We start from the raw sequence: 24,661 nt of genomic DNA, 5'->3' as shown, positions 1-24,661 counted from the left end.
GTCGGATCCTGATCGGTCATCGAAACCCTTGCCTTGTGAATTGGTGGATGCTGCAGCTTCAAATTGTCATCGCCAACCGACGGACCTGACCGCCCTGATCACGGTCATGCCTGGATGAGGTACGTCTCACTAAAGCGGCCGGTATGATGAACGGCCTCATTCTCTCGAACGCGGTGGCGCCGCCACTCGATCGGGGCGCATGCGAAGCTTTTCCGGAACCAACTCGAAAAGGCGCTCAAGCTCCGAAAGCCGAGTTCGTAACTGATCTCAGACAACGTTTTCACATTCTCTTCGAGCAACGTCTGCGCGATTTCGGTGCGGATCGATTGCAGAAGTGTCGAGTAACTATGGCCCAATTGCCCAAGCTTGCGATTGAGCGTCCGCCGGGTGATGCCGAGTTGCGCCGCCGTAAGATCGGCAGACGTCTCGCCACGCGCGAGAAGGCTCAAGATGATGTTGATCGTCCGCTGGTCGAACCGCACTGCCGATCCAATACGAAGCGTCTTCAAATAGGCTTCGGCATGCCGCCGCAGATCCATGCTCGCCCCGTTGAGGGGGGTATCGAGATCCGATTGGCGCATGACGATGCCGGTAAAATCATGGCCATATTCCACCGGACAGCGGAACAGCGTGTAGGCGCGGTGGCGATATGGCGACACTGGATGCGCGAAGCAGACCAATTGCGGCTTCCATGTTGGATCAATCAGTTGCCGGATGATCTGGACCAGTCGAGCACAGGTCAGTTCGACAAGCTGGCGGCCGGACGTCACGCGATCGAGGCTGAAGTTCTGCATCAGGATCGGATCCTCGTCGTCCTCGTTCAGCGTGATCGAAAACGCATCGGTATTGATCGCAAGGTTTGCCGACAGGGTCCGTAGCGCAGCACGGACGTTGGCCTCTTCGCGCATGAGCAGCGCCAGTGGACCGAAGTCCGGGGATCCTTGTTGCATCGCGACCTGGAGCCCGAAATCGCCGACCTTTGCGGCCTCTGATGCGCGTTCCAGCAACCTGCTCACGGACAAGGCCGACAGGCGGAACTCGGGTTCACGAAGGTAGCGTCGATCGATCGCCACGGAATCGAGCAAACTGGTTACATCGAGCCCGACATCGGTCGCCATCCGATCAAACCCCCGAAGAAGCCTCGCGCGAATAGTGAGTTCCTGGAGCATCTTACATTCTCCAATTGGCTGTCCGTTCTGACCTCAAGGTTCGGGAGTTACCGAACCCGGAAAGGCAGACCAGAAGCCGATTAACGCATCGCTTTTCCGTCCATCGGAAGGTTCTCAGAGCTCATCGCTGGGAAAGGATGTCTCGGGCCACTGGTCGAGCGGCGCGCTCATCATGTCCGCGTAGAATTTATAGAGGTTGCGCTGCACCCCCTCCTCGTACCGCGGTGCATAGACAACGCCGGGCCCCGGGAAATCGGTGAGGCGCTGCGCAATGCCGGTGTCCGGCAGGCCCATGCGGTAGTTCAACTTGAGATCGAGCACCTCCGCGCTCACCGAGCCACCGGTCTGATGGATCATGCTCCACGGCTCGCTGTCATCCATCTCGAACAGCCCCCCAACCGAGAAACTGGCGAGCGTAACCGCGTACTGGCGCTCCTTCTGCTCCTGCGTCATGTTCTTGTAGACGGGGAACTGGTTCCAGATCTCCATCCGGTCCGGACCCTTGGGCTGCCATACCTTGAGCGAGATGCCCGCAACCGGGGGCTGGCTGGGATCGTCGGTCGTCGGCACGATGATGAAAGTGAAGTTCGGAAACACGTTTCCGACGATCACGCGCGACATGCGCGCGGCATGCAGCTGATCCGCACTGATCTGCGACGTATTGAAACTGTCGACCAGATTCTGCGGCGACCCGAAGAAACGCGGACCCGGATCGTCTTCGGTCATCGCCGACGAAAAGCTCAGGCTGTGCCCTGGCGCTGCCTGGATGTGATACCCCTTCATGTTCTCGACGAAGGACACCGGGAAGGCGTTCACTTCGGCAATCGACTTATGCAAGGTCGGGAGATGGTAATCATCGCCGCACGAATTGTCCGCGGCGGATTTCCAGTCGCCAGGGATGACGCACCGCTGCGGCGGCCCCATGAACTCAACGCCATGCTCGTTCAGGCCGAAGATCAGGTCGAGATACCACGCCATCCCGCCCAGATATTCCTTGAGCGACGGCGCCTTGGCATCGAGCGTCGCGAAAATCAGACCCTGGTGCGTATCGAGCTGCGCCACATGGAGCAGCCCATTCTCGCTCTTCGACATGTCGCCATAAGCGTTCTTCCAGAGCGGGCCGCCGACCAGGTCACCATTATTGGCGAACGTCCAGCCGTGATACAGGCAGCGGAACTGCTCCGCGTTGCCGCGATCGACGCGGCACACGTGCACGCCGCGGTGGCGACATGCGTTGAGCATCGCATGGATCTTACCGTCCTTGTCGCGGGTGACGATGTAATCGTCCTCCCCCATCTTGCGGAGCATGAAATCGCCGGGGTTGGGGATCTCGGAAACGTGACCGAGATACAGCCAGCAGCGACCGAAAATTCGGCGCAGCTCTTCCTTGTAAACGCGCTCGTTGCCGAAGATCCGGGCAGGAACCCAACCGGCGCCCACACCGTCGTCCACTTCCCGCATGATATCGCGAACGTAAGTGTCGCTACGCTCGTGTTGGATGGGAGCATTCATGGGACTTCCTCTCAAATTCCGGGGCGCGATCAGAAGAAGACGGCGAGGTTGTGGACCTCGAGCGCGGTCAGATCGACATAGACGTCGCGTTTGAACAGCCGCAGCGTTTCGCCTTCGCGCCGCAGCCTATCGTGGCGTTCTGATGCGATGATATTGGCATGCGTATCGCTGCGCCGGGTCTGCACGAGCAGCAGCGCGCTTTTCGCTTCAAGCGTGCCATCTTCATGCTCGTACACCCGGAGATTGCTCACGAAATGGCGCGTACGGGTGGCGGGGTCCTCGGCCCAGGCGAAGCCGGTCTCGTTGCGGGCAACCTTCATGTTGATGGTTCCATGAGTCTCGTTGAGGTGGTACACCCCCTCGATAAACCCCGCACTGATCCCGCGACCGACGACTTCGCGGACGGGCATTCGGTACACGATGTCCTTGCTCAGCATGGTGTCGCACCATTCGCGGTCGCGCATCGAGTCGAGCAGATCGGCTTCGTCGAACAGCCAGTCCTGTACTTCACAAAAAAGAGGGGCACTTGACCGCACCCGTCGGGCAGTCGTCTGCTGCGCTTCTCCCGCAGCAATCCTGGCCTGCGCCTGCATCCTTCGCCTCCCGAAACTTCAGTCTGTCCCTCTACGAAGCGCCTTCGTGAGATACACAGTTTGTGAACAAGATGTTCCTCTTCCGGTGCCATGGTGTCAACTCGCCCTTGAGGGGCATGTTCTCAACATGCGGGATTTCTGGAATTTCGGGCACGCTAGCAGACATAAAAAAAGACCGCGGAACGTCGTGTCCCGCGGCCGCATTGCGCCTGCTTACGAAGTTTTCAGATTGCCCTATTCAGAGTTCGTCGCATCCCACTCGAGCGTGCCGGCCGCGCGGGTCTGCTCCTCGTAGATAGCGGTCATCAACGACAACAGGCGTGTCGCCGACGCCATGGTTTCAGCGTAATTTCCGATGAACTCCACTTGCGGAATGAGCAGATGCCGTCGGACTTCGGCATAGGCTTGCACGACCTTTGCGCCTGCATCGGTTGCCGAATAGGCGAAAGCCCTGTCGCCCTTCTCTCTCGACCGCTCCACCATGCCCTTTTTCTCGAGCTTCCCGAGACTGTACTTGATATTATGGAGATCCAGCCGGTTCATCGTCTGCGCGATCTGCACGAAACTGCGCGGCTGTTTCTGAATACCGACCATGTGGAGAACCATATGGTCCTGATATCCAAGCCCGATATCCGAGACGGCGCTCATCACGCTCTGCTCCCACCGCGCGAAGCTCTCGCTCACCCGCAGAACCGTCCATTCGAGCTCCGACAACGTGAGTTCAACGGGAAGCTTCGAAAGATGTTCGGGCGGCGTGTTGCTCACGCTGGCGTAATGGGGGTCGGCGGCCGTTGCGGTCTTCCGGGACTTCGATGGCAGATCGGTCTTCGCCTTCGTCGCGCTCATCAACCAAATCCTGCTCTTGTCATTTCGCCATGGGCGGCATTGCGCGGTATGTGGAATGCTGACCCGGTATCATGGACATTCCGCGAAAACCACCGTGCAGTCCCACGGTGGTCACGCCAACCTGACAGTATCGTTCACCTCTACGGCTGTGACAGCCCGCCTCGTTCGGGTTTTTCCCATGAAATCGAGCTTGCCGATCTGCACGCCCTTGTTGCGGAGGATCGCGTAGGCAATCGTCAGATGGAAATAGAAATCGGGTTGCGAGAAGCTGAGTAGGAAGTTCTCGGCCGTATAAGGGATCCGCTTTTCCCCGACCACGAACGCCATGTCCTGACCGATGAATGACTCCATTTTATCTCGCTCAACGCCAAGCAGCGCCTCGCGCGCAGCCTCGACGCGGGTTCTCAATTCCTCGAACGTTTCGGGCAACGCGCTACGGTCGGGCGAGAAGCTGCCGCGTCGCACGCCCTCGATGGCGCCAATCGAGTGCAGAACGGCGGACTTCACCTGATATGCAAAAGGGTACATGTCGTCGGCCAGCTTTGCGCCGATGAGCTCGGCTGGCGGCACTGCATGCTCCGTGCAATGCGCCTCGGCTTTGTCGAGCAAGTGAAGAAGCGAACCCAACATCTGGACGTAGGTCGGGACGATCGCGTCGTATAGCGAATACATGGCAACTCCGGAAATAGTCTTAGGGTACGTGACGAGAGTTCGACGTGCGCCCTTCCGCAAACTGCAGACCGATCGGTCGATCCTATCCGCATGCTCATGACATCGCTGCGATCGGGCCATAGCCACCTGACGATCCTATGGAGCGGACACCTTTCGATCAATCCGAAAGGCGGGATGTGGACCGGCTTGTCCCATATCCGCAAGACGGAGTCCCAATTCCCAAAGTCACACGCTAGGAAGACGCCACCGATATACTAGAAACAGTCAGGTAGCTCTATCGACCCGCTTCACCGTTACTGCTTACGCCAGTTCGAGGGCGATGGTTTTGAGCGGTGTCTCGACATCGGCGAGTCTGATCTTGTCCGGCGCAAGGCGCCCTATGACAAGCGCCTTACCTTGGACATAGTCCTTGGTGGCGTTGACACAGTCGAGCGCGAGGACATGTCCGTCCTTCAAGTAGATAATCGAAAAACTGCGAGTGGCCGGATCCCCCCGCACGATTGCCTCGTCGAACCCGATCGATAAGCCGACGGTCTGAAGCCGCAGATCATATTGGTTTGACCAGAACCACGGCACCGCGTGATAGGGTTCGCCGCCACCTAGAATATCCCTGACCGCGACATTCGCCTGATCGTTGGCGTTCTGAACCGATTCCAGCCGAATCTTCGCGTGTTCGGCAAAGGCATTGGCATGAAGCGCACAGTCGCCGATCGCGTAGATGTCGGGAAGGCTCGTCCGGCAATACGCATCTACCTCGACGCCATTGCCCCCCTCTGCCCCCGCTGCGAGCAACGGTTCGACCGCAGGAATGATGCCGATCCCGACGATCACCATGTCGGCGGGAAGGATCTCGCCGTCGGCCATTCTGACGCCGGTCACACGACCGTCGCCAAGGATACAATCGACCTTGGCGTTGAGCCGAACCTCTACGCCATGCGCACGATGCTCCGCCTCGTAAAAACGCGAGAGCGGCTCACCGGCGACACGCGCCAGCACGCGATCGAGCGCTTCGAGCACGGTAACGCGTTTGTCGAACGTCTTGGACAGCACCGCCGCGGCTTCGAGGCCGATATAGCCGCCACCGATCACGACGACGTCGCGGGTCGCCTCAAGCTCGCCCAGCATGCGATCGACGTCGGCGCGAGTCCGCACGCCGTGGACCCCGACCAGGTCGTGACCAGCGCAACTCAGCCGTCGCGGCGCGCCGCCGGTGGCCCAGATCAACTTGCCATAGGATATGGTCGAACCATCGGTCAGCGCGACGCTATGCGCCTCCGCATCGACGCGGACCACCCGCTGGCCAAGCAGCATCACCACGTGACGCTCTTCCCAGAATTTGGGCTGCCGGATCAAGATCCGCTCGAAGCTCTTGTCGCCCGATAGATATTCCTTGGACAACGGCGGTCGCTCATACGGAAGCTCCGGTTCATCGCCGAGCACGGCGATGCTGCCTTCGAATTTGGCGAGACGAAGCGACACAGCAGCCTGCGCGCCCCCGTGTCCAGCTCCGACGATCAGCACGTCATACTGCAATGCGGTCATGCCTGCGCCATCACCGGGCCGGAATGCGGAGCGACCCCGTCACGCGAAATTCCTACCATGCTATCCTCCTCAGATCGAAGCTGGCGAGAACACTATGACGGACCCGGCGCGCTTTCCAGCACGCATCAGGCTGACGTTGGCCCGTTACTTTCTCGCTCCCATGATGTGGCAATACCGGTCGCCCCCTCGACGACTCCTGCGAAAGGTTACGGTATCGGCCCGACGGTCGGAGCGCGAGGGTATGTCTGGCCGCTACCGCTCGAAGATGCGGTTGGCCGCTTTGGCCAAGCCACCCATTCCCACGGAGCCCAATCCCGATCACGCCACGAAGTCAGGGGAGAATATGGTTGAACTGGCCAGTGAACCATCATCGCGCCGACGGCGCTGTAAACTACCCGCGCAATACGTGGTGGGTCGCCGCGTTCGGGTCGGAGATCACGCACGCGCAGATCTCGCGATGGATGCTGGACCGACCCGTCGTCCTTTACCGCAGACGGAATGGCGACATCGTTGGCTCGACGACCGGTGCCCGCATCGCTGGGCGCCACTCTCGCTGGGTCGTGTCATCGACGATACCATTCAATGCCCGTATCACGGCATCAGGTGCGCCCCGAATGGCGAATGCATGAAAATCCCGTCGCAGAAGACGATCGTGTCGGGCTGCGCCGTCCACGCTGATCCCGTCCGCGAGGAAGGGCCGTTCGTTTGGGTGTAAATGGGAAACCCTGCCCGGATCCCCGAGTATGTCGCGCCGCTCGATACCGCCTGGGCGCTCTCGGATGCGTGGAGCGTCGCGTCAGGCACCCTGGAAATGGATGGCATTTACATGCAGCTGCATGACAATGTCCTCGATCTCACGCACTCATCCACATCGGTTCGCTCGGCATCACCGACAGGATCAAGCCACCCAAGGTGTCGACCACCACGACCTCTGCCAAATTCCGCAGCGAATTTGTCGATCGGCTTCTCCAACCCGCGCATTGCGCGATCACGGGACCGGAACTCGATCGTCCTGCCAATTTGTTCGTAACCGAGGGGGAGTTCGTGTCGCCTGCCGTTCACGACGCTATCGAGACGATCGAATATGACGCGCCGACGCCGGCGGGACGATCGAAATACGCCCTCCGCATCGTTCACGCGACCACGCCGATCAGCATGGACAAGTATCGATATCACTACCTCTTCGGTTGGGACGTGAAACTGCCGAGCGAGGCGATTGCGGCAATGCAGGCCGGGATCGAAACCGCTTTCACCGGAGACAAGGTGATCCTCCGCGCGATCAGCAAGTCCCTCAGATGAGATTCCCGCGGGATCGAGTATCCCGAGATCAAACTTCAGGCCGATACGCCCCAACTGCATGCGCGCCGAAAGCTGAAGGCATTAATCGATCGGGAGTGAAGTGCGCGAAAAGGGGTGGGGACGGTCCGAGCATCTAGCCCCCTTCCTCACGCCCTCGATATCGATACCAGTTCCGCCCGCCAGCTACGTTCAGCGCGCCTGTCCCTGGAACTGCGGCAAGAAAAATTCGTCCAGATCGCGTCCGGCATAGATCGACCCATGAAAGTATGTGTCGATGCCTTTGACATAGGCCGCCGCCGTGACCTCGTCATCGAGACCGGGAACGGCATGCGTCAGCACCACCGTCTTCACCCCAGCCGCCGCGGCCATTTTGCCGATCTCCTCGGGTGCGAGATGCTCCTTCGCCATATGCTCGCGGAGGGCGGCAGCCTGCGCTGGGTTGCTGCTAAGCATCTTGTTTTTGTTCAATAGCGCGGTCATCGTCGCATCTTCGTCGATCACTTCGATCACGAGAACGTCTGCGCCCTTCGCCAGCGCCGCGACCGCCGAACTCGGCCCGGTGTCACCCGAAAAAACGATCGATCCCGCTACAGTGTCGAAGCGGTAGCTGTACGACTTATCAGCCGTGTTCGAACCCGCCGGGAATTGTGAATAATGCGTGTTCTCCGCAGCATAGACGGTCACGTTCGAATCCGAGAACACCTTGCCCGGCGCGGATACGGTCGTCGAGGCGAAGGCAGTTTCGGGATCGCAGCCAGGCGAAATCCTCTGTTCGGTGAAGGTCCGCAAGGGAACCTTCAGATAGGCCCTCGCAGCCTTTACCATGTCGTCCGTTCCGTAAGGACCGGTCACGGTTACACGGTTGTTCCGACCAGTGACGCAACTGAAAGCCATGAGGTCGGCAAGACCACCATCATGGTCCAGATGATGGTGGGTAATGAAAACCTGATCGACCTCAGCGGGCTGATAGCCAGCCGCCGCCAATCGGCCCAATGTCCCGACCCCGACGTCGATCAAATAGACCGTTCCGTTGATCACCAAGAGGTTGGACGGCTGCGAGCGTTTCACGCGGACGATCGGCCCCCCGCCTGTGCCGAGCAGGACCAGCCGCGCGAGCGAACCGTCCTTGCTCGCGGCCGGTTGCTCCTTGGCCGTTTGCTGTGGTGGAGAGATTTGCGCCTGGCCAGCCGAGGCAAGAAAGGCTGTGGCTATGGCAACGATCGACACTTTGAAGTTCGGATTCATACTTCCCCATTTCGCCGCCGGATCAGATGGTTATGGCTGATGTCTCGATCGTCGAACCAGCTCAGAACTTCGCCGCCAAGCGCACGCCATACGTCTGGGGCGGACGCAGGAGCGCACTGTTGAACAGTCCGAACGGTGCCGGGAATGCGCTCGTGAATACCGTCTTGTCGAAGATGTTGTTCGCATAGGCGGTGACCGTGATGCGCTTGTTCGGGAAGGTATACCCAACCTGCGCATCTGCCTGCCAATAGGCGCCCTGGACCTGCACTTCGGTAAATTCGAGGCCGGTCAGTGTTCGCGTCTGGAAATGCGATCGAACGCCGCCAACGATTTGACCACCATTGGACATATCGACCGTCTGTTGCACCCCCAGATTGAGCGTCCAGGTGGGCGCATAAGGCGGGCGCTTGCCCGAGCAATCGACGGTGTAGCTCAGCGCCGATATCGACGTACTCGCACACGCCGTCCCATTACCCTGGCCGCCATTCTGGTTCGGAACACGGTAGACGAAGGATTTATACTTGGCATCGAGATATTGGACGTCGGCGTTGAATTCGGTCGTACGCGTCAGCAGAAAGCGTGCCTCGATCTCGATCCCCTTATAATCGGCTTGGCCGACGTTTTCGGTCCCGAGCTGCGTCGAACCGGAACTGTCCTGGATGAAGTGCGAGATCTGCTGGTCCTTGTACTTCCAGTAGAACAGCTCGAGATTGAACTGGAGCTTGTTGTCGAAGAACCGGTTCTTGGAGCCGATCGTATAAGAGGCGATATTCTCCGGCTGATAGATCCCGGAATCGGCCGTCAGGTAGAACCCGCCGGATTTGAAGCCAGTCTCGTAGCTCGCGTAGAGCAAGTTCCGAGGCGTGATGTCCCAGTCCGCGCCAACGCGGTAGGTGAACTTGTTGAAGGTTCGTCCCTGCGCGTTCGCGCCGGTCTTGTTAATGAAGTTCGGTACCGTGATCGTGCCGTCGATGGTGGGATCGAAATTCGGGGTCGGCACGGCGAAGTTCACAGGAAAAACCGATGCTGTGGGGCATCCGGGAACGTACGTGGGGAAATAGGTGGTTGGGCGCACGCAAACCTTGAGCAGACTTTGCTGCGTCCCATCGAGGGTCTTGTGCTCCGATGTGTAGCGACCGCCGACCCCCACCCGCAATTCCGGGGTGATGGCCCAGGTCAATCGACCGAACGCGGCGCCGTTCTTGTTGGTCAGGCGGTAGACCTGGTTGACGACGTTGGACTGCTGGTTGACGTAGAATTGCGGCACGTCGTTGGTTTCACGGTAGAAGAACCCACCCAGTAAATATCGGATCGGGCGATTGTCGTCCGACGCCAACCGAACTTCAAGACTGGTCTGGCGATCCTGTTCGCGGGGTCCGATGTAGAAACCGACGGCGCTGCTGAGGCTACGAAGCTTGGACTCGCGATAACCCGGGACGATCGTGACCGTGCCGACCGGGGTTTTCCAATCGACGGTGCCCGAAATACCCCAGAAACTGTTCCGCAGGAACGACTGGATCGAATACGGCGCGAACGTCCGGCCAAGCAGGAGATTGGGCTGTTTGGTGACGAAGGCCGTCCCCTCCGCCGACTGATATCCGTTGCGATCTTCGACACCGCTTTCGATCGCAATCCCGCCCGGGCCCACGCCACGCTGGCGGAAGGCATCCGCCACGATATTGATCGACAGCGTGTCGGTTGGTTCGGCTCGTACGGAGATACGTCCCCCAAGATCGTTCTGATCGTCGGTTCCGCCGTTCATATACCCATCATGCCGCGTCCGGTTGACGGCCGCGCGTACGGCGACCTTGTCGCCGAGCGGCACGTTGAGCACGCCTTCGAGACGCAGGGCATCGTAATTGCCATATTCCAGCGTTGCGCTGCCGCCCAAGGTGCCCAGCTGTGGTCGCTTTGCGAGGACGTTGATCGCACCGCCGGTTGCGTTGCGGCCATACAGAGTGCCCTGCGGCCCCTTCAGCACCTCGACGCGTTCGACGTCATAGAAAAAACCGTTGGTGCCTGATGCCCGGCCGATAAAGACGCCATTAAAGTTGAAAGAAACCGCCGCGTCGGTGAAGGCGGTCCCGCCGAGCGTGCCGACACCGCGCAGATAGAAGACGCTGTACGAACCGGCCGATGGCGCGATCTGCAACGCGGGCACGATCGATGTCAGATCGGCGGGCTTGACGACGCCGGCGGAAACGAGCGCGTCTCCGGAGACGGCACTGATCGCGACCGCGGCCTTCTGCAGGTTTTCCGATCGGCGCTGCGCAGTGACGATGATATCGGCCAGCCCGGCTTCGGGAGCGGCGAGAGGGTTCGGGGCCATCGCCTGGGCCTGAGCGGCCGGGGCTTCGGGCGTCGCGGGCGTTACCGGCGTGCTCTGCTGTGTGGTTTGAGCGATGGCGCCATGCGACACCAGCGCGTAAGCACAGACCGCACATGTGGCGAGTAGTCTCGACTTCATGTATCCCCCCATTTGTTTTAACGTTTTTGGTTGCCCCGATGCTACGTCAGGTCTCACGCAAAGACTTTATGTTCGGGGACGCCAGCTTTCCGGATTGGGACATGCGTGCGTTGGCGACACGTCCGATCAAAAAGATTTATCAGAATGTGGGATAACTGCGTGGGGGGGGGGAGACCGGTCGCTTCCGGTCCGTCAACGCGGTGAGGACCGCATGGGCGAGGTGCTCACCAAATCCTGCTTGAAACGATGAGGCGGACGCGCGCTCAACGCGCGTGCCGTGGTTCCTGCCGGCACCGCTAGGGCTCGTCGGAAATGTTGTACGCGGCCCAACAATTAACCGGGTCGCAATCACGTCAAACGTCAGATGACGTCTTAACGCACCGCAACCCGGCACAACAGTTTATGCGCTACGTCCGCTTCCGGCCCGTTTCCAGATCCAGCTAGGGTCCGGGTGGTGCGACGAGACTGGTCGTTCCTGGCTTATTGCTCGCCTGGCTTTGGATGAGACCGCGGCGGCATGCCGTGCCCCCAGAAGCTTGATGCCTGCCAGTTTTTGACGGTCCATTCGTCTTCATTGTCGATCCGCAAAGCGCCATACCCGTATTCGACGTGGAAGCCCGATGGCGTATCGGCGTAGAAGGAGAGCATCCGGTCGTTGACATGACGCCCCAACGCGCCGGTCGCCATGCCACGCTGCTTGAACAGATCCAGCGCCGCACCGACGACATCGACGTCTTCAACTTCGAGCATGAAGTGCTGCAGACGCTTCGGCGGCGGCGCGCCGGGCATTTCCGGCAGGACCATCACGGCGACGGAGTGATGCCGCGGATTGACGTGGACGAACGTCAGATCGATCGTCATCGGCCCAATCGCGAGCGAAATGTGATCGCTGACCCGCCCCCCAAGGCCCTTGGTCAGATAGTCAACATAAGAGGCCTTGTCCTGCACGCCGATGACGATGTGGCCGAACCCAAGTTCAGCCGCGACGAACCGAGGGATGCCGCGTGGCGAAACGAACGGCGCATGATCGAACAGCGGACCGTAATAGATCTCGGTCGCCATGCCATCGGGATCATCGAAGCAGATCATCCGACTGACGAGCCTGGCCGCCGTCTGTTCCGGGCTTCCGGCTCGAACGTCGATACCATAGGCACGCAACTGCGCCGCTACCGCGTTGAGCGCATCCTCGTCTTGGACTTCATACCCGACGTAAAGCAGATCGTCGGCATCGTTGCGGCTGAGGATGAACCGGTGGTGGTAATCGTCCATGCGCAGAAAGAGATCCCCGTTTGCGGACTCGCCATTGTCCTGCAGCCCCAGAACTTCCTGCGCGAACTCCCGCCACTTTTCGAGGTTCGAGACGCCGAGCCCGAGATATCCGATCTGACTGACCCGAGCCGGCTGTACGGCTGTTGCGCTGCTGCTCATGTTCAATTCTCCGTTATAGAAAAAGACGATGGTGCTGAACTCGGTGGTAATCGCCGCTCATCACGAGGCGTCGCAGGCGTAAGGAACAACCGCGGCGCTTCCGCCGCGAAATGTGATCGTTACGCCCTCCCAAAAAGCGGTCTTCCCGTCGTGAAAAAGCGAAGCAATCCGCCGAGACCGGGATACCGGTGACGATCGCTTCCGCTATGAACGGCCCGGTCTCACTGCCATCCGCCGCTCGTAGCCACACGGCAAACGGATCGCCCGCGGCAGACAGCGCACTGAACGTTGCCGTGGAACACCGCTGGGTGTCGCCGTTCTCCCGCTGGAGCAGCATGTCGACGGCTTTCCAGTCCCGCGCGCGCCCCAGATCGAAGGTGACGCGCGTGAAGCGGACGGGCACCCGGACGCTGTTGCGAAACGTCGCCAGTTCGCCGATCAGATCGCGCACAACGGGAGCTCGTCAGTTGCTTGCGAGGAAGTTGGCGACGAGCACGTTGAACTCGTTGGCATGCTCGATCTGCGCCCAGTGCCCACAGCGGTTGAACACGTGGAGCCGCGAATTGGGGACGATGCTCAGAAGCCGCAAACTATGCTCGATGCTCAACACGCGGTCGTCGCGACCGTGGATGAACAACGCCGGCGTCTTGATTTTCGACAGCGCGGCGACCGCCTCGCCGGTTACGGGAACGCCGCCGGGGTGTGCGAACATCTTGAGGAAGTTGGTAAGATGGCCGGGATTGGCCAGGGCCGCCTTCGATCGTGCTTCAAACAGCGCGTCGGTCGCAAGCGAGGAATCGAAGACCATGACCTTGATGAGATTGCGGAAGCTCTCGGGACTTGGGTCGCGATAGGCTTGCACGAGCACCTTCATCCCTTCCGACAAGCCGGCGGGGGAAAAGATCGACGGGATCGTGATCAGCCCCGATCCCATCGTCACCAGGTGCGTCAGGCGATCGTTCTGTGTTTCCGCAAAATGCAGCGCGATCATGCCGCCCATCGAATTGCCAACCAGCGCCGCCTTGTCGATCTTCAGCGCATCCATCAGCGCGAGGACCGCCAACGTTCCTGATGGGACCATCGGCGTGACCGTCGGGTCGTTGGGGGCCGACAGCCCCCACCCCGGCACGTCCAGTGCAATCACGCGGAACATCTTCGACAGCGGGCCGATGTTCGGAAGGAAATTGGTCCAGCTGGTGGCACCGGGGCCGGAACCGTGCAGCAGGATCACCGGTTGTCCATTGCCGACTTCGTTATAGTGCAGCCGCCCCCGCGGAGTATCCACGAAGCGACTGGTTTGCTCGAAGGTGGGTTCCCCTGTTCCGGCGACGGCAGAGGTTTCGATGTCAGCCATTTCTGGTCTCCTTGAGAGCGAAGCGTATTGTGTGCCGTATGGTGAATTTCTTCGGGCCCGACCGAAGGCGAACTCTCGATACGGGTTGATGCTATGCGTCGGCCGGTATCGCGGACTTGGATCGAAGGATGTCGAGCGCGACGTCGACGATCATGTCTTCCTGCCCACCGACCATCCGCCGCCGACCGAGTTCGACCAGAATTTCGCGCGTATCGACCCCGTGGTCGATCGCGGCCTTTTCGGCATGTCGCAAAAACGACGAGTACACGCCGGCATATCCGAGACTGAGCGTTTCCCGGTCGACGCGGACCGGTCGATCCTGCAGCGGGCGAACCAGATCCTCGGCTGCATCCATCAGTTGGTACAGATCGCACCCATGACGCCAACCCATCCGGTCGGCCGCCGCGATGAACACCTCCAGCGGCGCATTGCCAGCCCCCGCCCCCATCCCGGCCAGGCTTGCGTCGATTCGCACTGCCCCGCCTTGCGCGCCGACGATGGAATTGGCGACGCCCAACGATAAATTGTGGTGCGCGTGGATACCGCGCTGCGTCTCGGGCTTGAGGACGCGGTCATAGGCTTCCACCCGGAGCCGATAGTCGTCCATGTTCATCGCGCCACCGGAGTCAGTGACATAGACACAATGCGCGCCGTAGCTTTCCATCAGCTTGGCCTGTTGCGCCAAGGCATCCGGGTCGCTCATATGGCCCATCATCAGGAAACCAGACACATCCATGCCGAGGTCGCGCGCGGCCATGATATGCTGCCGGGAAATGTCGGCCTCGGTACAATGCGTTGCGACCCGCACCGAGCGCACCCCGAGAGCATGCGCGTGTTGGAGCTCCTCGATCGTGCCGATCCCCGGGATCAGCAGCGTCGTCAACACGGCGTGCTCGAGCACTTCAGCCACCGCTTCGATCCATTCCCAGTCGGTGCAGCGCCCGAACCCGTAATTGAACGAGGATCCGTTCAAGCCGTCTCCATGCGCAACCTCAATCGCATCCACGCCAGCCTGATCGAGTGCGCGTGCAATGGTGCGGACGTGATCGATGCCATATTGATGGCGGATCGCGTGCATCCCGTCGCGCAGCGTGACGTCCTGGATGTAAAGCTTGTCCCGTATCGGATCGAACGCCATCAGACCGTCTCCTTCCGCTGCAATCGCCGGGCGGCGATCTTCTCGGCGGTCGCGAGTCCGGCCGACGTCATGATGTCGAGGTTTCCGGCGTAAGCGGGCAGGTAATGCGCAGCCCCTTCTACCTCCAGGAAAACGGTGGTCTTGATCCCTTCGTAGGTACCAAGGCCGGGAATGCTGATCGGGTTGTTGGCGCCGAACCGTTCGTGCTGGACGCGCTGCTTCAGGCGGTAGCCAGGAACATAGGCCGCAACCTTAGCGACCATCGCTTCGACCGCTTGATCGATGGTCGCCTCGTCGGCGCCGCTGGACAGGGTGAACACCGTGTCGCGCATCAGCATCGGCGGTTCGGCCGGGTTGAGGATGATGATCGCCTTGCCCTTCGCCGCGCCGCCGACCTCCTCGATGCCACGCGACGTGGTCTCGGTGAATTCATCGATGTTTGCGCGGGTGCCGGGGCCGGCCGACTTCGAGGCGATCGACGCGACGATTTCGGCGTAGTGGACCGTTGCGACCGAGGATACCGCCGCGACGATCGGAATCGTCGCCTGCCCGCCGCAGGTCACCATATTGACGTTGGGCGCATCGAGATGCGCATCCCCGTTGACCACCGGGATGACATAGGGCCCGATCGCGGCTGGGGTTAGGTCGACCATGACCTTGCCCGCCTTCGTCACGATGTCGCTATGCCGTACGTGTGCGCCCGCGGACGTCGCGTCGAACACGATGCCGATTTCCGGCCAGACGGGCATGGCGACCAGACCGTCGATCCCGCCCGCGGTGGTGGCGATCCCCATCCGTTCCGCCCGTTTCAGACCGTCGGACTCGGGATCGACGCCGACAAGCGCAGCGACTTCGAGCACTTCGGACCGCCGGATGATCTTGATAAGCAAGTCGGAACCGATATTACCGGGACCGATGATCGCGACCTTGATCTTCGCGGTCATGCGACATCCTTTTCGAAGTGGAACGAAGCACTTCCCAGTCCGCCGATCTTCGCCTCGACCCGATCACCGGGTGTCAGCGCAACCATCGGTTCCGAGCGCCCCGGTCAACACGACATCACCGGCGCGCAACGGATCGCCTGCCGCCGATAATGTGCGAACGAGCCAAGCGGCCGCTTCGAGAGGATGACCCAGGCAGGCCGCGCCAGCGCCCAGCGAGACGATCGCCCCGTTGATCTCCATCACCATCCCGCACGTGTAGAGATCCAGTCCGTCGAGGGGCTTTGGTGTGTCTCCCAAGACGTAGAAACCGGACGAACCGTTGTCGGCGACCGTATCCGCAAAGGTAATCTTCCAGTCGGCAATGCGACTGTCGACGATCTCGATCGCGGCAACCGCGTGTTTGACGGCGGCGGCGACCGTTTCAGGGGTTGCATTTACGTCGTCGAGATCGGTCGCGAGCACGATTGCGATTTCAGCCTCGGCCTTGGGCTGAAGCGTACGGGACGGATCCAGCCGACCTCCGTTCGCGACGATCATATCGTCGAACAGCACACCGAAATCCGGCTGATCGACGCCGAGCTGAATTTGAACCGCCCTCGCCGTCAGGCCGACCTTGCGACCGACGATGCGGCGACCCGCATTTGACCAGAACCGCGTGTTGATCGCTTGCACGGCGTAGGCGCCGCTCGCATCCGCCGGATCCAGAACACCCCGTAGCGGGGCTATGGCGCCAGTTTGATAAGCCGCGCGTAAAGCGGCGGCGGAATGGGTGTAATCGTGCAATTTTTGTCCTCCAGGCGCAGTCAATACGTATGGCAGGCGGTGATAATCAGCAATTTTATGGTGCTATCTTCTCTCACACTGTGGTAGGACACTTGTTATGAACAGTGGCACCGCAGCAAGTGACAAGATGCTGGACCTCCTCGAGACCCTGCTCGGCGGTAACCAGAATGGTTCCCTTCGCGCAGCCGCGGAAACGCTGGGGCTGCCGTCTTCGACCGCCCACCGAATGGCTGCGGCCTTGGTACGCCGCGGCTTTATCGCCCCGGCCCAACGGGGCCATTATGTCAGCGGCATGCGGCTCGCGAACCTCGTCGCTCGCAGCAATCCGCAAGACACCCTGGAAGCCGTTTCCCGACCTACGCTGCGCGCCCTCGCGTCGGAAAGCGGGGCCACAACTCATCTCGGTATTTGGGATGGCGAAATGGTTACCTACCTCGTCAAACAGGCGGGGCGGGGCGCAACGCTCTTCACCTCTGAGGGTGGCCAGTTGGAGGCCTATTGTTCGGCGATTGGAAAAGTTCTGCTCGCTCATATCGATCCAGCCAAGCGCGACGCCTACCTTTCAGCCGGACCGTTCATAGCACTGACCGATCGTACCAAGATCGACCCCGCTGATATCCAAGCCGAACTGGATGAGGTCGCGCGACTCGGATTTGCGCTGGATCAGCAAGAAATTGCACAGGATCTTTTTTGTATCGCCCTGCCGGTGAGAGATGCGGGTGGCACCGTGATCGCCGCGGTTTCGCTGTCCGTAACCGGCGCCGCCGCCAAATGGGTAGAGCCGCCGGCAGCGTTGCGCCGCTGCGTCGCGACGATTGAGCGGAGACTCGGCACCGGCGGGACGGACTGAAACGGTTCCTAGGTCAGTCGAGGTTGGCAGACCGGTGCTTGGTCCCACGCACATCAGCGGTCGCTGAAAAGTCTCGTTCCGCACCCCGCGGAGCGGCCCAACACGACATGTCAATTTTTCGAGACGCTAGGGCAAAGACATGTCCCCCGGATTTGCATACTCTTAGAGGGCAAGGTCGCTGCGCCTTGAAGCCGAGGCCCCGGACGAGATGACGGTATTGAGGGGTCTCCAAGCTATTTTGGTTTGGTGATCCTCCTCGGACCATTCTGATTGCCAATGGTCGTCCGACCGGACGGGAAGCATTTCCTCTCGGACGTCTGAACTTCGAAATTTGCCAAACACCGAGCGGGTTCAAACACGCCGGTCGATCCTTGGAGAGGAAGATCTATGTCTTCAGAGTCTTACAGCATCCGCACTCCTGTCCTAATCGCTGGAGCGGGCCCCGCGGGGCTAGCCGCTTCGCTGGCGCTCAGCCGTTATGGCGTTCCCCACATCGTTCTAGAACGTTTCTGCGATGTGGCAAATACGCCGCGCGCGCACATCACCAATCAGCGAACGATGGAGATCTTCCGCGACCTCGGCATCGAGGACGACGTGATGGCCGAAGCGACACCAAACGCAATGATGTGGAGCAATGCCTACATCACCACGATGGCCGGACCCGAGATCCTCCGATCAGATGCGTGGGGAGCAGGCGAAGACCATATTGATCGTTATCGTCGCGCAAGCCCATGCCAATCCGTCAACATTTCGCAGCATCACCTCGAACCGATCATGGCGCGCGCAATCGAAGATGCTGGCGTCGGGGAATTGCGATACGGCCACGACCTCCAGGATTTCGTGCAGGACGAAACGGGCGTAACCGCCACCGTTCGCGAGATGCACGGCGGCGCCCACTACACGATCCGTGCCGACTACATGATCGGCACGGACGGGGCACGAAGCATTGTCGCTACCAAACTCGACCTGCCGTTTGACGGGCATACCGCCGACGGCAGGGACAGCGATATCGGCGAAGTCGTCTACATCTGGATCAAGGCGGATCTGACCCGATATTGCGCGCACCGTCCCGGAACGATGTACTGGGGACTAGACCCGCACGACGGCGCCACGTTTGTGATGGTGAAACCGTGGACAGAGTGGGTCACCGGGTTCAATGTTCCACCTGCGCAGGTCAACAGTGAGCTCGACCCGGAAGCGCTACGCGCCCGCATTGCCCGCGGCATCGGCGACCCCAATGTTGCAATCGAAATCAAGGCAATCTCGCGATGGAGCCCGAACCGGATGTGGGCGCTTCGCTATGGACAGGGGCGTGTCTGGTGCGCGGGGGATGCCGTCCACCGTCATCCGCCGATGAACGGGCTGGGCTCGAATACGTCGATCGCGGACGGGTACAACATCGCCTGGAAGCTCAAGCTTCTGCTGGATGGCCATGCCGCACCAGCCCTTCTCGATACGTACGACACGGAACGCCAACCGATCGGTGCGCGCGTGGTGGATCGCGCCTTCAGTTCGCTGGTCGCACAGTTCGGGACCATGTTCCGGGACGTGTTGGGAATGAAGGGCGAAGCTTCGCCTGAGGAGATTGCATCCCGCATCGAAGCTCTGCGCGACGACGGCCCCTCCGGCATCGCGCTTCGTGCCGGCTTCGAACGGTTTCGCACGAATGAGCTGGAGACCGCGTTCAATGCTCTCGGTATCGAAGTCGGCTATCGCTACGAGGGCGGTGCGTTGATCGCCGAAGCAGGACAGGAAGCGGGTATCGAGGGCCCGCCCGATGTCGGGTATGTCGCGACCACCCGACCGGGCGCCCGATTGCCGCATGCTTGGATCGAGCGTGGCCTTCGCAAGATCTCGACGCTTGACCTCGTCGGACGCGGCCGTTTCACATTGCTGACCGGACCCGGTGGAGATGCTTGGGTCCAAGCCGCTGCGAACAGCCGTCGTGAGACCGGCGTCGACGTTGTAGTGATACCAGTCGGTACGCGATACGGCTTCGTGCGCGATCCCCTCAATCACTGGTCGCGACAACGCCAAGTCGACGCCGATGGCGCGGTTCTCGTACGGCCTGACGGACATGTCGCTTGGCGCGCTCGGGATGTGAGCGCCGCATCGCAGCTGACGGAGGTGATGCGCACCGTCCTGGGTCATGATCACAAAGAACGCATTGACACCGCAACGGTCGTGGAGCCGTCCGACCGTCAGGTGGCATTTGCTCACGTCCTATAAGGTCTTACCGTTGTTCACGTGCTCCGCCGAAGACAACTGAGGGGGCGTTGCGGGCGCCACGGGATCACAAAGCCCCCGTGGCGTCCGTTTGATGTTACGTGGTCAGGCGATGGCATCGCAGCGCGGCTAAAAAGCGATGACGCTCCGAATGGCCCGTTCTATGCTATTGGAGAAAGCACTGATTGCGCAGGGAGAGGTATGCCGCCAACACCATCCCCTGCCGGCCCTTCCCTGGTCAATCCGGCGAAATTCCGCCCGCCTGCTCCGCTAGACGATCTATTGCGTTCGATCCGTCTATCAGGCGCGGTACTTTGCCATTCGCACATGTCCGCGCCGGTCTGCGTCAGCGTCGCGTATGAAGCGGATTCGCTCGCTTTCTACGAAGCGGTCGAGGGGCACTGTGAAGTCCGTTTCGACGGGATGACGGAACCCATGACCTTCGAGCATGGCGACGTTCTAATAGTCCCCCGCAACCTGCGTCACCGATTTTGCATCGAGTCCGACACCAATCCTCTCGATCTTCGTGACGTGCTCGCCTCTCTTGTCGATGGCGAGATGACCGACGAGAACGACATGGTCTCGCTGACCCGCGCGTTTGGCATGCACATCGCCTTCGGCGGCGGCGGCACGCCGTTCGTAATGCGCATGGTCCTCGCCTGGGTGGACGACCGGGTTCCAGGCCCCTTGCTCGACGGACTTTACCGACCAGTACTATTGAAGGGGTTTGGACGTCAGCACTCGGCGCTCCTTTCGGCGATCTTCGAAGAGGCCGATACGCAACGCGAAAGCAACTTCCTCACTCAACCTGTCTTCATTCGGCTGGGCGAAGCGCTTTTTGCGCTGGCCCTCAAGGAAGCCGCGCTGCGCGACAATTTCTCGCCTTTTTATGAGGGTCTGTCCGATCCCCTCGTGGCCAAACTCATTGGCATGATCCTACGGGATCCGGGTCACGATTGGACGCTCGATGCGCTTTCACGCGCAACCGGTCTCTCACGCTCGGCCATGTCTTGGCGTTTTCGTACCGCTTTGGGCATGTCGCCCGGCCGTTTCGTGACCCATACGCGAATGAGTGCTGCGCAAATCATGCTGACATCGACCAATTGCAGCATCGTTCAGATCGCCGAACAGCTAGGCTACAGCTCCGAAGCCGCCTTCAATCGCGGTTTTCGCAAATGGAGTGGGACAACGCCCGGAAAAGTCCGGGTTAAGAACTACCCTACACCGCGATGTCGCAAGGGACCGAGTGTCAGCCTAGGCGCCTCCGTAACAAAGTGACCTATTTGGTAAAGTGGAACCACGCCCTGCCCCGCGGCATCTCCTGACGTACGGGATGATTCAACGCCACCCGAAAATTGGTGCCGATCATACCTCGAAGCCCCTGAATCACCTCGGCACGCTTGCCCAAGCGGTCGATTTCTCCGTTTTCCCACCATACGAGAAGGGGCATTCTTCCTCATAGGAGACCCCATTGTGGCTTCGGAAGCAAAGGACTAGGTTTTGAGGATCATGAATCGAACCCGTTTGGTGACAAATGGGTATCGCATACAGTGCGCGGGCCTCACGCCAAACGGTATGAGCCGCGCAAGACTTAGGACTGTTCCGTCGCGGTAATGTGACGGTCGGGTGTGGACCTTGCCTGACGATATGGTTCGTCGTTGGGCCAGAGTTGCAAAGAGGATGATCTGGACCGTCGGAATATCGGTCGTGCTCTCTCCCGGTTTTCGTCAGCTTCGGCAGGCGCCCGAGAGTGAATGGGAGTGAATACGCCGTTACGGTCGAAGCGACAAAGGCAGAACAATGTCAGCGTTTAAATTGATAAGCCCGGCAGACCTCGTCGCCTTGGATGATCAGTCCAAGCTAGCGATCGTAGATATTCGGATGCCGTTTGATTACTTTGGTGGTCGTGTTCCTGGATCGATAAATTATCCCGGCGAACTGATGTTCGAAAACTGCAATTCCATCCCCAAGGACTCGTCGATCGTCCTGGTTTGCGACGATGGCGAACAATGCCTGCCGATCGCCACGCAGGCACTTGCGGCGGGATATGGCGATGTCGCCATTCTGGCTGGTGGGATCGACGCCTGGCTCGACGCCGACCTGCCGGTCGACACGATTGCCAACGGTAACATGCAAGTCTGATGATGCAGTATAAGCAACTCGGTCGCACCGGTGTTCGCGTGTCCGCGATCGCTCTCGGCACCGCGACATTCGGTGTCGCCCCGCAGGAAGCGACAGCGTCCCGCGTCGTCGCGAGGGCGCTCGATCTCGGCATCAACGTCTTCGACACTGCAAACAGTTACGGCAATCAGCCGCGCTTCGATCGCCCGAATGCACCACCGGCGGCGCAGCGGGCTTCGGCAGAGGAAATTTTGGGTAAGGCGCTGACCGGTCGCCGCGATCAGGCTCTGATCTGTTCCAAGGTGATGGAGCAGGTCGGTGATGGCCCCAATGATTGGGGACTCTCGCGACTGCACATCTTCAACCAGATCGAGCAGAGCCTTCGGCGACTCAAGACTGACCATATCGATATCTATTATGCGCATCACGCCGATCCTACGACGCCGATCGACGAAACCTTGCGGGCATTCGACGACCTGCAAAAACAGGGAAAAATCCGCTATTGTGCCCTGTCCACCTTTCAGCCTTCGCAAATGGTCGAAGCGCTTTGGCGTGCCGATCGTCTCGGGACCTGCGCACCGATCGCGATCCAGGTGCCTTACAATCTTGCCAACCGAGAGCATGAGCGAGATCTGATCCCTGCATGTGAACGGAATGGCATGTCGTTGATGGCGTTCAGCCCGCTGGCTGGTGGGCTGTTCAGCGGCAATGTAGCTGGTCGGGAATTCGTTGGTCACAAACGGTGGGGCGGTCCCGGTTTCAGCGAGCCGCAACTGGTCCTGGCAAAGCAGATTCAGCAGATCGCGAAACAATCGCATTTGACCGAACCGCAACTGGCGCTCGGCTGGCTGATCTCGCAACCGTCAATCGCTTCAGCGATCGTGGGTACCGAAAGCGAGGACGAACTCGTCGCTGCTTGTTCTGCTGCGGCAAACCCGATGCCGGCCGACCTTCTGGCGGCCGTCGACGCGGTCGGAAAGCCGGACTTCCCCTATTATTGACGAACGTCGAAGTGCCTGCACTTCGAACGACTGAATTTGGCATGCGGAACGCAGCCCCCTCCGAAGGACAGCCGATGGAACCGAAAGCAAAAGACCGCTTCGTTGATTATCTGAACATCGACGATCATACTGTCGACCGTGTTATTTTCTCTGGCGAGGAGCTTTACAAGACAGAGCAGAAAAAGATCTTCGCGCGCGGCTGGAACTTCATGTGCCATGAATCCCAGATCCCCAAGCCCGGCGACTTCTTCCTCAACTACATCGGTGAGGAGAGTGTGATCGCAACGCGCGATCGGACGGGCAAGCTTCAGGTATTTCTCAACAGCTGCCGCCATCGCGGTAATGCCGTCTGCCGTGCAGAGATGGGCAACGCGCGCGCGTTCCTGTGTACCTACCACGGCTGGACTTACGGCCTTGACGGCAAGCTGACCGGAGTCCCCGGTTTCCGCGAACTGTATCAGGAGAAGATCAACCGCGACGAATGGGGCCTCATTCCCGCAGGTAAGGTCCAGAGCTATCGCGGGTTCGTGTTCGCGACGATGGATCCCGAAGCGCCCGATCTCGAAGAATATCTCGGCGACGTCGGGCGGACTGGCCTGAACTTCATCGCGAGCCAGGGTGACATGGTCGTCGTTGAAGGCGTTCAGAAGAACCGTTTGGAATGCAACTGGAAGATCGTCGTCGATAACACGTTCGACTGGTATCATGCGCAGATCAGCCACGCGTCCGCGTTCATGTCGGGTGCGTTCCCGCGGTCACTCCCGGATGATACCGCAAACGAACTGTTACATCCCTTCGGGTCGAAGCAGCAGCGTGTTCTTTTCGGCGATTACGGACATGCCATCAGTGGACCGCGTCTGACCGACGCAGTGTGGGATGGGCTGCAACGGATCGCGGCTCGCGATGAATCGATCGTGCCTTCGCCCGTGATGAATTCACTTCTCTGGCGGCTCGACCCGCGCGCCGGTGAAGAATTGGGCGAGATTGGGACGCGGTCGTTGGGACATCCGCACATTTTCCCGAACCTGTTCGTATCGACCATCACCAATCAGGTCGCACTCCGCCTGCCAAAGGGGCCAAACGAAACGGAGTTGTGGTGGTTCACCTTCGTCAACAAGGACTGGCCCGACGAGGTCAAGGCCGGAGCGATTTCCCTCGCGACCAGGGTCTTTGGTCCTGCCGGGATGCTGGAGCAGGATGACGGCGAGAACTGGGAGATGAGCACATCGGGCACGCGCGGACTCATCGCACGCGAATATCCGCTGAACTATCAGATGGATGCCGAGACGACCAATCTCACGGTCCCCGAAGTCGGTGCTCCCTACATCGACACCCTCGTCAACGAGCACGCCCAGCTTTGGACTTACCGTGCTTGGGCGGACTGGATGAGTGCGGAGAGTTGGGAGGAGCTGAAGCAAAACCACGCAACGCCGCAGGACGTGTTCAAATCCGCGTGATGCGCGAAGGATGA

Annotated in this window: 21 protein-coding genes and 1 pseudogene; 8 read left to right on the top strand and 14 right to left on the bottom strand. The window is 60.2% G+C overall.

What is annotated here, in order from left to right; all coding sequences use genetic code 11:
* Nucleotides 1-104: 104 nt before the first annotated feature.
* The 6 genes from ABIC16_RS10470 to ABIC16_RS10445 form a co-directional block, all read right to left on the bottom strand.
* Nucleotides 105-1,118 carry an AraC family transcriptional regulator gene (locus tag ABIC16_RS10470; protein WP_277969715.1) on the bottom strand — a complete coding sequence of 338 codons (1,014 nt, stop codon included), beginning with the start codon at nt 1,116-1,118 and terminating at the stop codon, nt 105-107.
* Nucleotides 1,119-1,283: 165 nt separating this feature from the next.
* Nucleotides 1,284-2,630 (bottom strand): aromatic ring-hydroxylating oxygenase subunit alpha, encoded by a 1,347-nt coding sequence (locus ABIC16_RS10465; RefSeq protein ID WP_354291036.1) that lies wholly within the window; start codon nt 2,628-2,630, stop codon nt 1,284-1,286.
* An 80-nt stretch (nt 2,631-2,710) separates the two neighbouring features.
* On the bottom strand, nt 2,711-3,274 hold the full coding sequence (locus tag ABIC16_RS10460) for an aromatic-ring-hydroxylating dioxygenase subunit beta (RefSeq protein ID WP_354291035.1): 564 nt from the start codon (nt 3,272-3,274) through the stop codon (nt 2,711-2,713).
* 234 nt (nt 3,275-3,508) lie between these two features.
* On the bottom strand, nt 3,509-4,120 hold the full coding sequence (locus ABIC16_RS10455; protein WP_354291034.1) for a winged helix DNA-binding protein: 612 nt from the start codon (nt 4,118-4,120) through the stop codon (nt 3,509-3,511).
* A 111-nt stretch (nt 4,121-4,231) separates the two neighbouring features.
* Nucleotides 4,232-4,792: a DUF1993 domain-containing protein gene (locus tag ABIC16_RS10450; RefSeq protein WP_354291033.1), complete on the bottom strand. Its 561-nt coding sequence runs from the start codon at nt 4,790-4,792 to the stop codon at nt 4,232-4,234.
* A 300-nt stretch (nt 4,793-5,092) separates the two neighbouring features.
* Nucleotides 5,093-6,334, bottom strand: coding sequence for an NAD(P)/FAD-dependent oxidoreductase (locus ABIC16_RS10445; RefSeq protein ID WP_354291032.1), 1,242 nt, complete (start codon nt 6,332-6,334; stop codon nt 5,093-5,095).
* Here ABIC16_RS10445 and ABIC16_RS10440 point away from each other — a divergent pair.
* On the top strand, nt 6,237-7,049 hold the full coding sequence (locus tag ABIC16_RS10440) for a Rieske 2Fe-2S domain-containing protein (RefSeq protein WP_354291031.1): 813 nt from the start codon (nt 6,237-6,239) through the stop codon (nt 7,047-7,049). The two genes, ABIC16_RS10445 and ABIC16_RS10440, sit on opposite strands and share 98 nt — an antisense overlap.
* A 149-nt stretch (nt 7,050-7,198) precedes the next feature.
* Nucleotides 7,199-7,633 (top strand): hypothetical protein, encoded by a 435-nt coding sequence (locus ABIC16_RS10435; RefSeq protein WP_354292301.1) that lies wholly within the window; start codon nt 7,199-7,201, stop codon nt 7,631-7,633.
* Between the two features lie 189 nt (nt 7,634-7,822).
* Here ABIC16_RS10435 and ABIC16_RS10430 read toward each other — a convergent pair whose 3' ends face one another.
* The 8 genes and pseudogenes from ABIC16_RS10430 to ABIC16_RS10395 form a co-directional block, all read right to left on the bottom strand.
* Nucleotides 7,823-8,878: an MBL fold metallo-hydrolase gene (locus ABIC16_RS10430; RefSeq protein WP_354291030.1), complete on the bottom strand. Its 1,056-nt coding sequence runs from the start codon at nt 8,876-8,878 to the stop codon at nt 7,823-7,825.
* 61 nt (nt 8,879-8,939) lie between these two features.
* On the bottom strand, nt 8,940-11,207 hold the full coding sequence (locus ABIC16_RS10425) for a TonB-dependent receptor (RefSeq protein WP_354291029.1): 2,268 nt from the start codon (nt 11,205-11,207) through the stop codon (nt 8,940-8,942).
* Between the two features lie 618 nt (nt 11,208-11,825).
* Nucleotides 11,826-12,773: a VOC family protein gene (locus ABIC16_RS10420; RefSeq protein WP_354291028.1), complete on the bottom strand. Its 948-nt coding sequence runs from the start codon at nt 12,771-12,773 to the stop codon at nt 11,826-11,828.
* Nucleotides 12,774-12,786: 13 nt separating this feature from the next.
* The gene (locus tag ABIC16_RS10415) at nt 12,787-13,224 is read right to left on the bottom strand and encodes a hypothetical protein (protein ID WP_354291027.1); all 438 of its coding nucleotides are present in this window, start codon (nt 13,222-13,224) and stop codon (nt 12,787-12,789) included.
* A 12-nt stretch (nt 13,225-13,236) separates the two neighbouring features.
* The gene (locus ABIC16_RS10410) at nt 13,237-14,127 is read right to left on the bottom strand and encodes an alpha/beta fold hydrolase (protein ID WP_354291026.1); all 891 of its coding nucleotides are present in this window, start codon (nt 14,125-14,127) and stop codon (nt 13,237-13,239) included.
* A 91-nt stretch (nt 14,128-14,218) separates the two neighbouring features.
* Entirely contained in the window at nt 14,219-15,265 is a 1,047-nt protein-coding gene (gene dmpG, locus ABIC16_RS10405; protein ID WP_277969703.1) for a 4-hydroxy-2-oxovalerate aldolase, read from the bottom strand.
* Entirely contained in the window at nt 15,265-16,209 is a 945-nt protein-coding gene (locus ABIC16_RS10400; RefSeq protein ID WP_354291025.1) for an acetaldehyde dehydrogenase (acetylating), read from the bottom strand. The genes dmpG and ABIC16_RS10400 overlap by 1 nt, the downstream gene beginning before the upstream one ends.
* A pseudogene (locus ABIC16_RS10395) lies at nt 16,206-16,992 on the bottom strand (2-keto-4-pentenoate hydratase). The gene ABIC16_RS10400 and the pseudogene ABIC16_RS10395 overlap by 4 nt, the downstream one beginning before the upstream one ends.
* Nucleotides 16,993-17,089: 97 nt before the next feature.
* On the opposite strand from ABIC16_RS10395, the gene ABIC16_RS10390 reads away from it, so the two are divergent.
* The 6 genes from ABIC16_RS10390 to ABIC16_RS10365 all read left to right on the top strand — a co-directional run bounded on the left by ABIC16_RS10390 (nt 17,090) and on the right by ABIC16_RS10365 (nt 24,647).
* The gene (locus ABIC16_RS10390; RefSeq protein WP_354291024.1) at nt 17,090-17,842 is read left to right on the top strand and encodes an IclR family transcriptional regulator; all 753 of its coding nucleotides are present in this window, start codon (nt 17,090-17,092) and stop codon (nt 17,840-17,842) included.
* 387 nt (nt 17,843-18,229) lie between these two features.
* Nucleotides 18,230-20,071, top strand: coding sequence for an FAD-dependent monooxygenase (locus ABIC16_RS10385; protein WP_354291023.1), 1,842 nt, complete (start codon nt 18,230-18,232; stop codon nt 20,069-20,071).
* A gap of 198 nt (nt 20,072-20,269) precedes the next feature.
* Nucleotides 20,270-21,346 carry an AraC family transcriptional regulator gene (locus ABIC16_RS10380; RefSeq protein ID WP_354291022.1) on the top strand — a complete coding sequence of 359 codons (1,077 nt, stop codon included), beginning with the start codon at nt 20,270-20,272 and terminating at the stop codon, nt 21,344-21,346.
* Nucleotides 21,347-21,868: 522 nt separating this feature from the next.
* A complete protein-coding gene (locus ABIC16_RS10375) occupies nt 21,869-22,210 on the top strand; it encodes a rhodanese-like domain-containing protein (protein WP_277969697.1) in 342 nt (113 codons plus the stop codon).
* Complete coding sequence (locus ABIC16_RS10370; RefSeq protein ID WP_354291021.1) at nt 22,210-23,190, top strand: aldo/keto reductase; 981 nt, start codon at nt 22,210-22,212, stop codon at nt 23,188-23,190. The genes ABIC16_RS10375 and ABIC16_RS10370 overlap by 1 nt, the downstream gene beginning before the upstream one ends.
* Nucleotides 23,191-23,264: 74 nt before the next feature.
* Nucleotides 23,265-24,647 carry an aromatic ring-hydroxylating oxygenase subunit alpha gene (locus ABIC16_RS10365; RefSeq protein ID WP_354291020.1) on the top strand — a complete coding sequence of 461 codons (1,383 nt, stop codon included), beginning with the start codon at nt 23,265-23,267 and terminating at the stop codon, nt 24,645-24,647.
* Nucleotides 24,648-24,661: the final 14 nt, after the last annotated feature.

This window comes from Sphingomonas sp. PvP055 (assembly GCF_040546365.1).
In the GTDB taxonomy this organism is placed as follows: domain Bacteria; phylum Pseudomonadota; class Alphaproteobacteria; order Sphingomonadales; family Sphingomonadaceae; genus Sphingomonas; species Sphingomonas echinoides_A.
The sequence above is the reverse complement of the archived record's forward strand: the minus strand, read 5'-3'. Positions and strand labels throughout refer to the sequence as shown.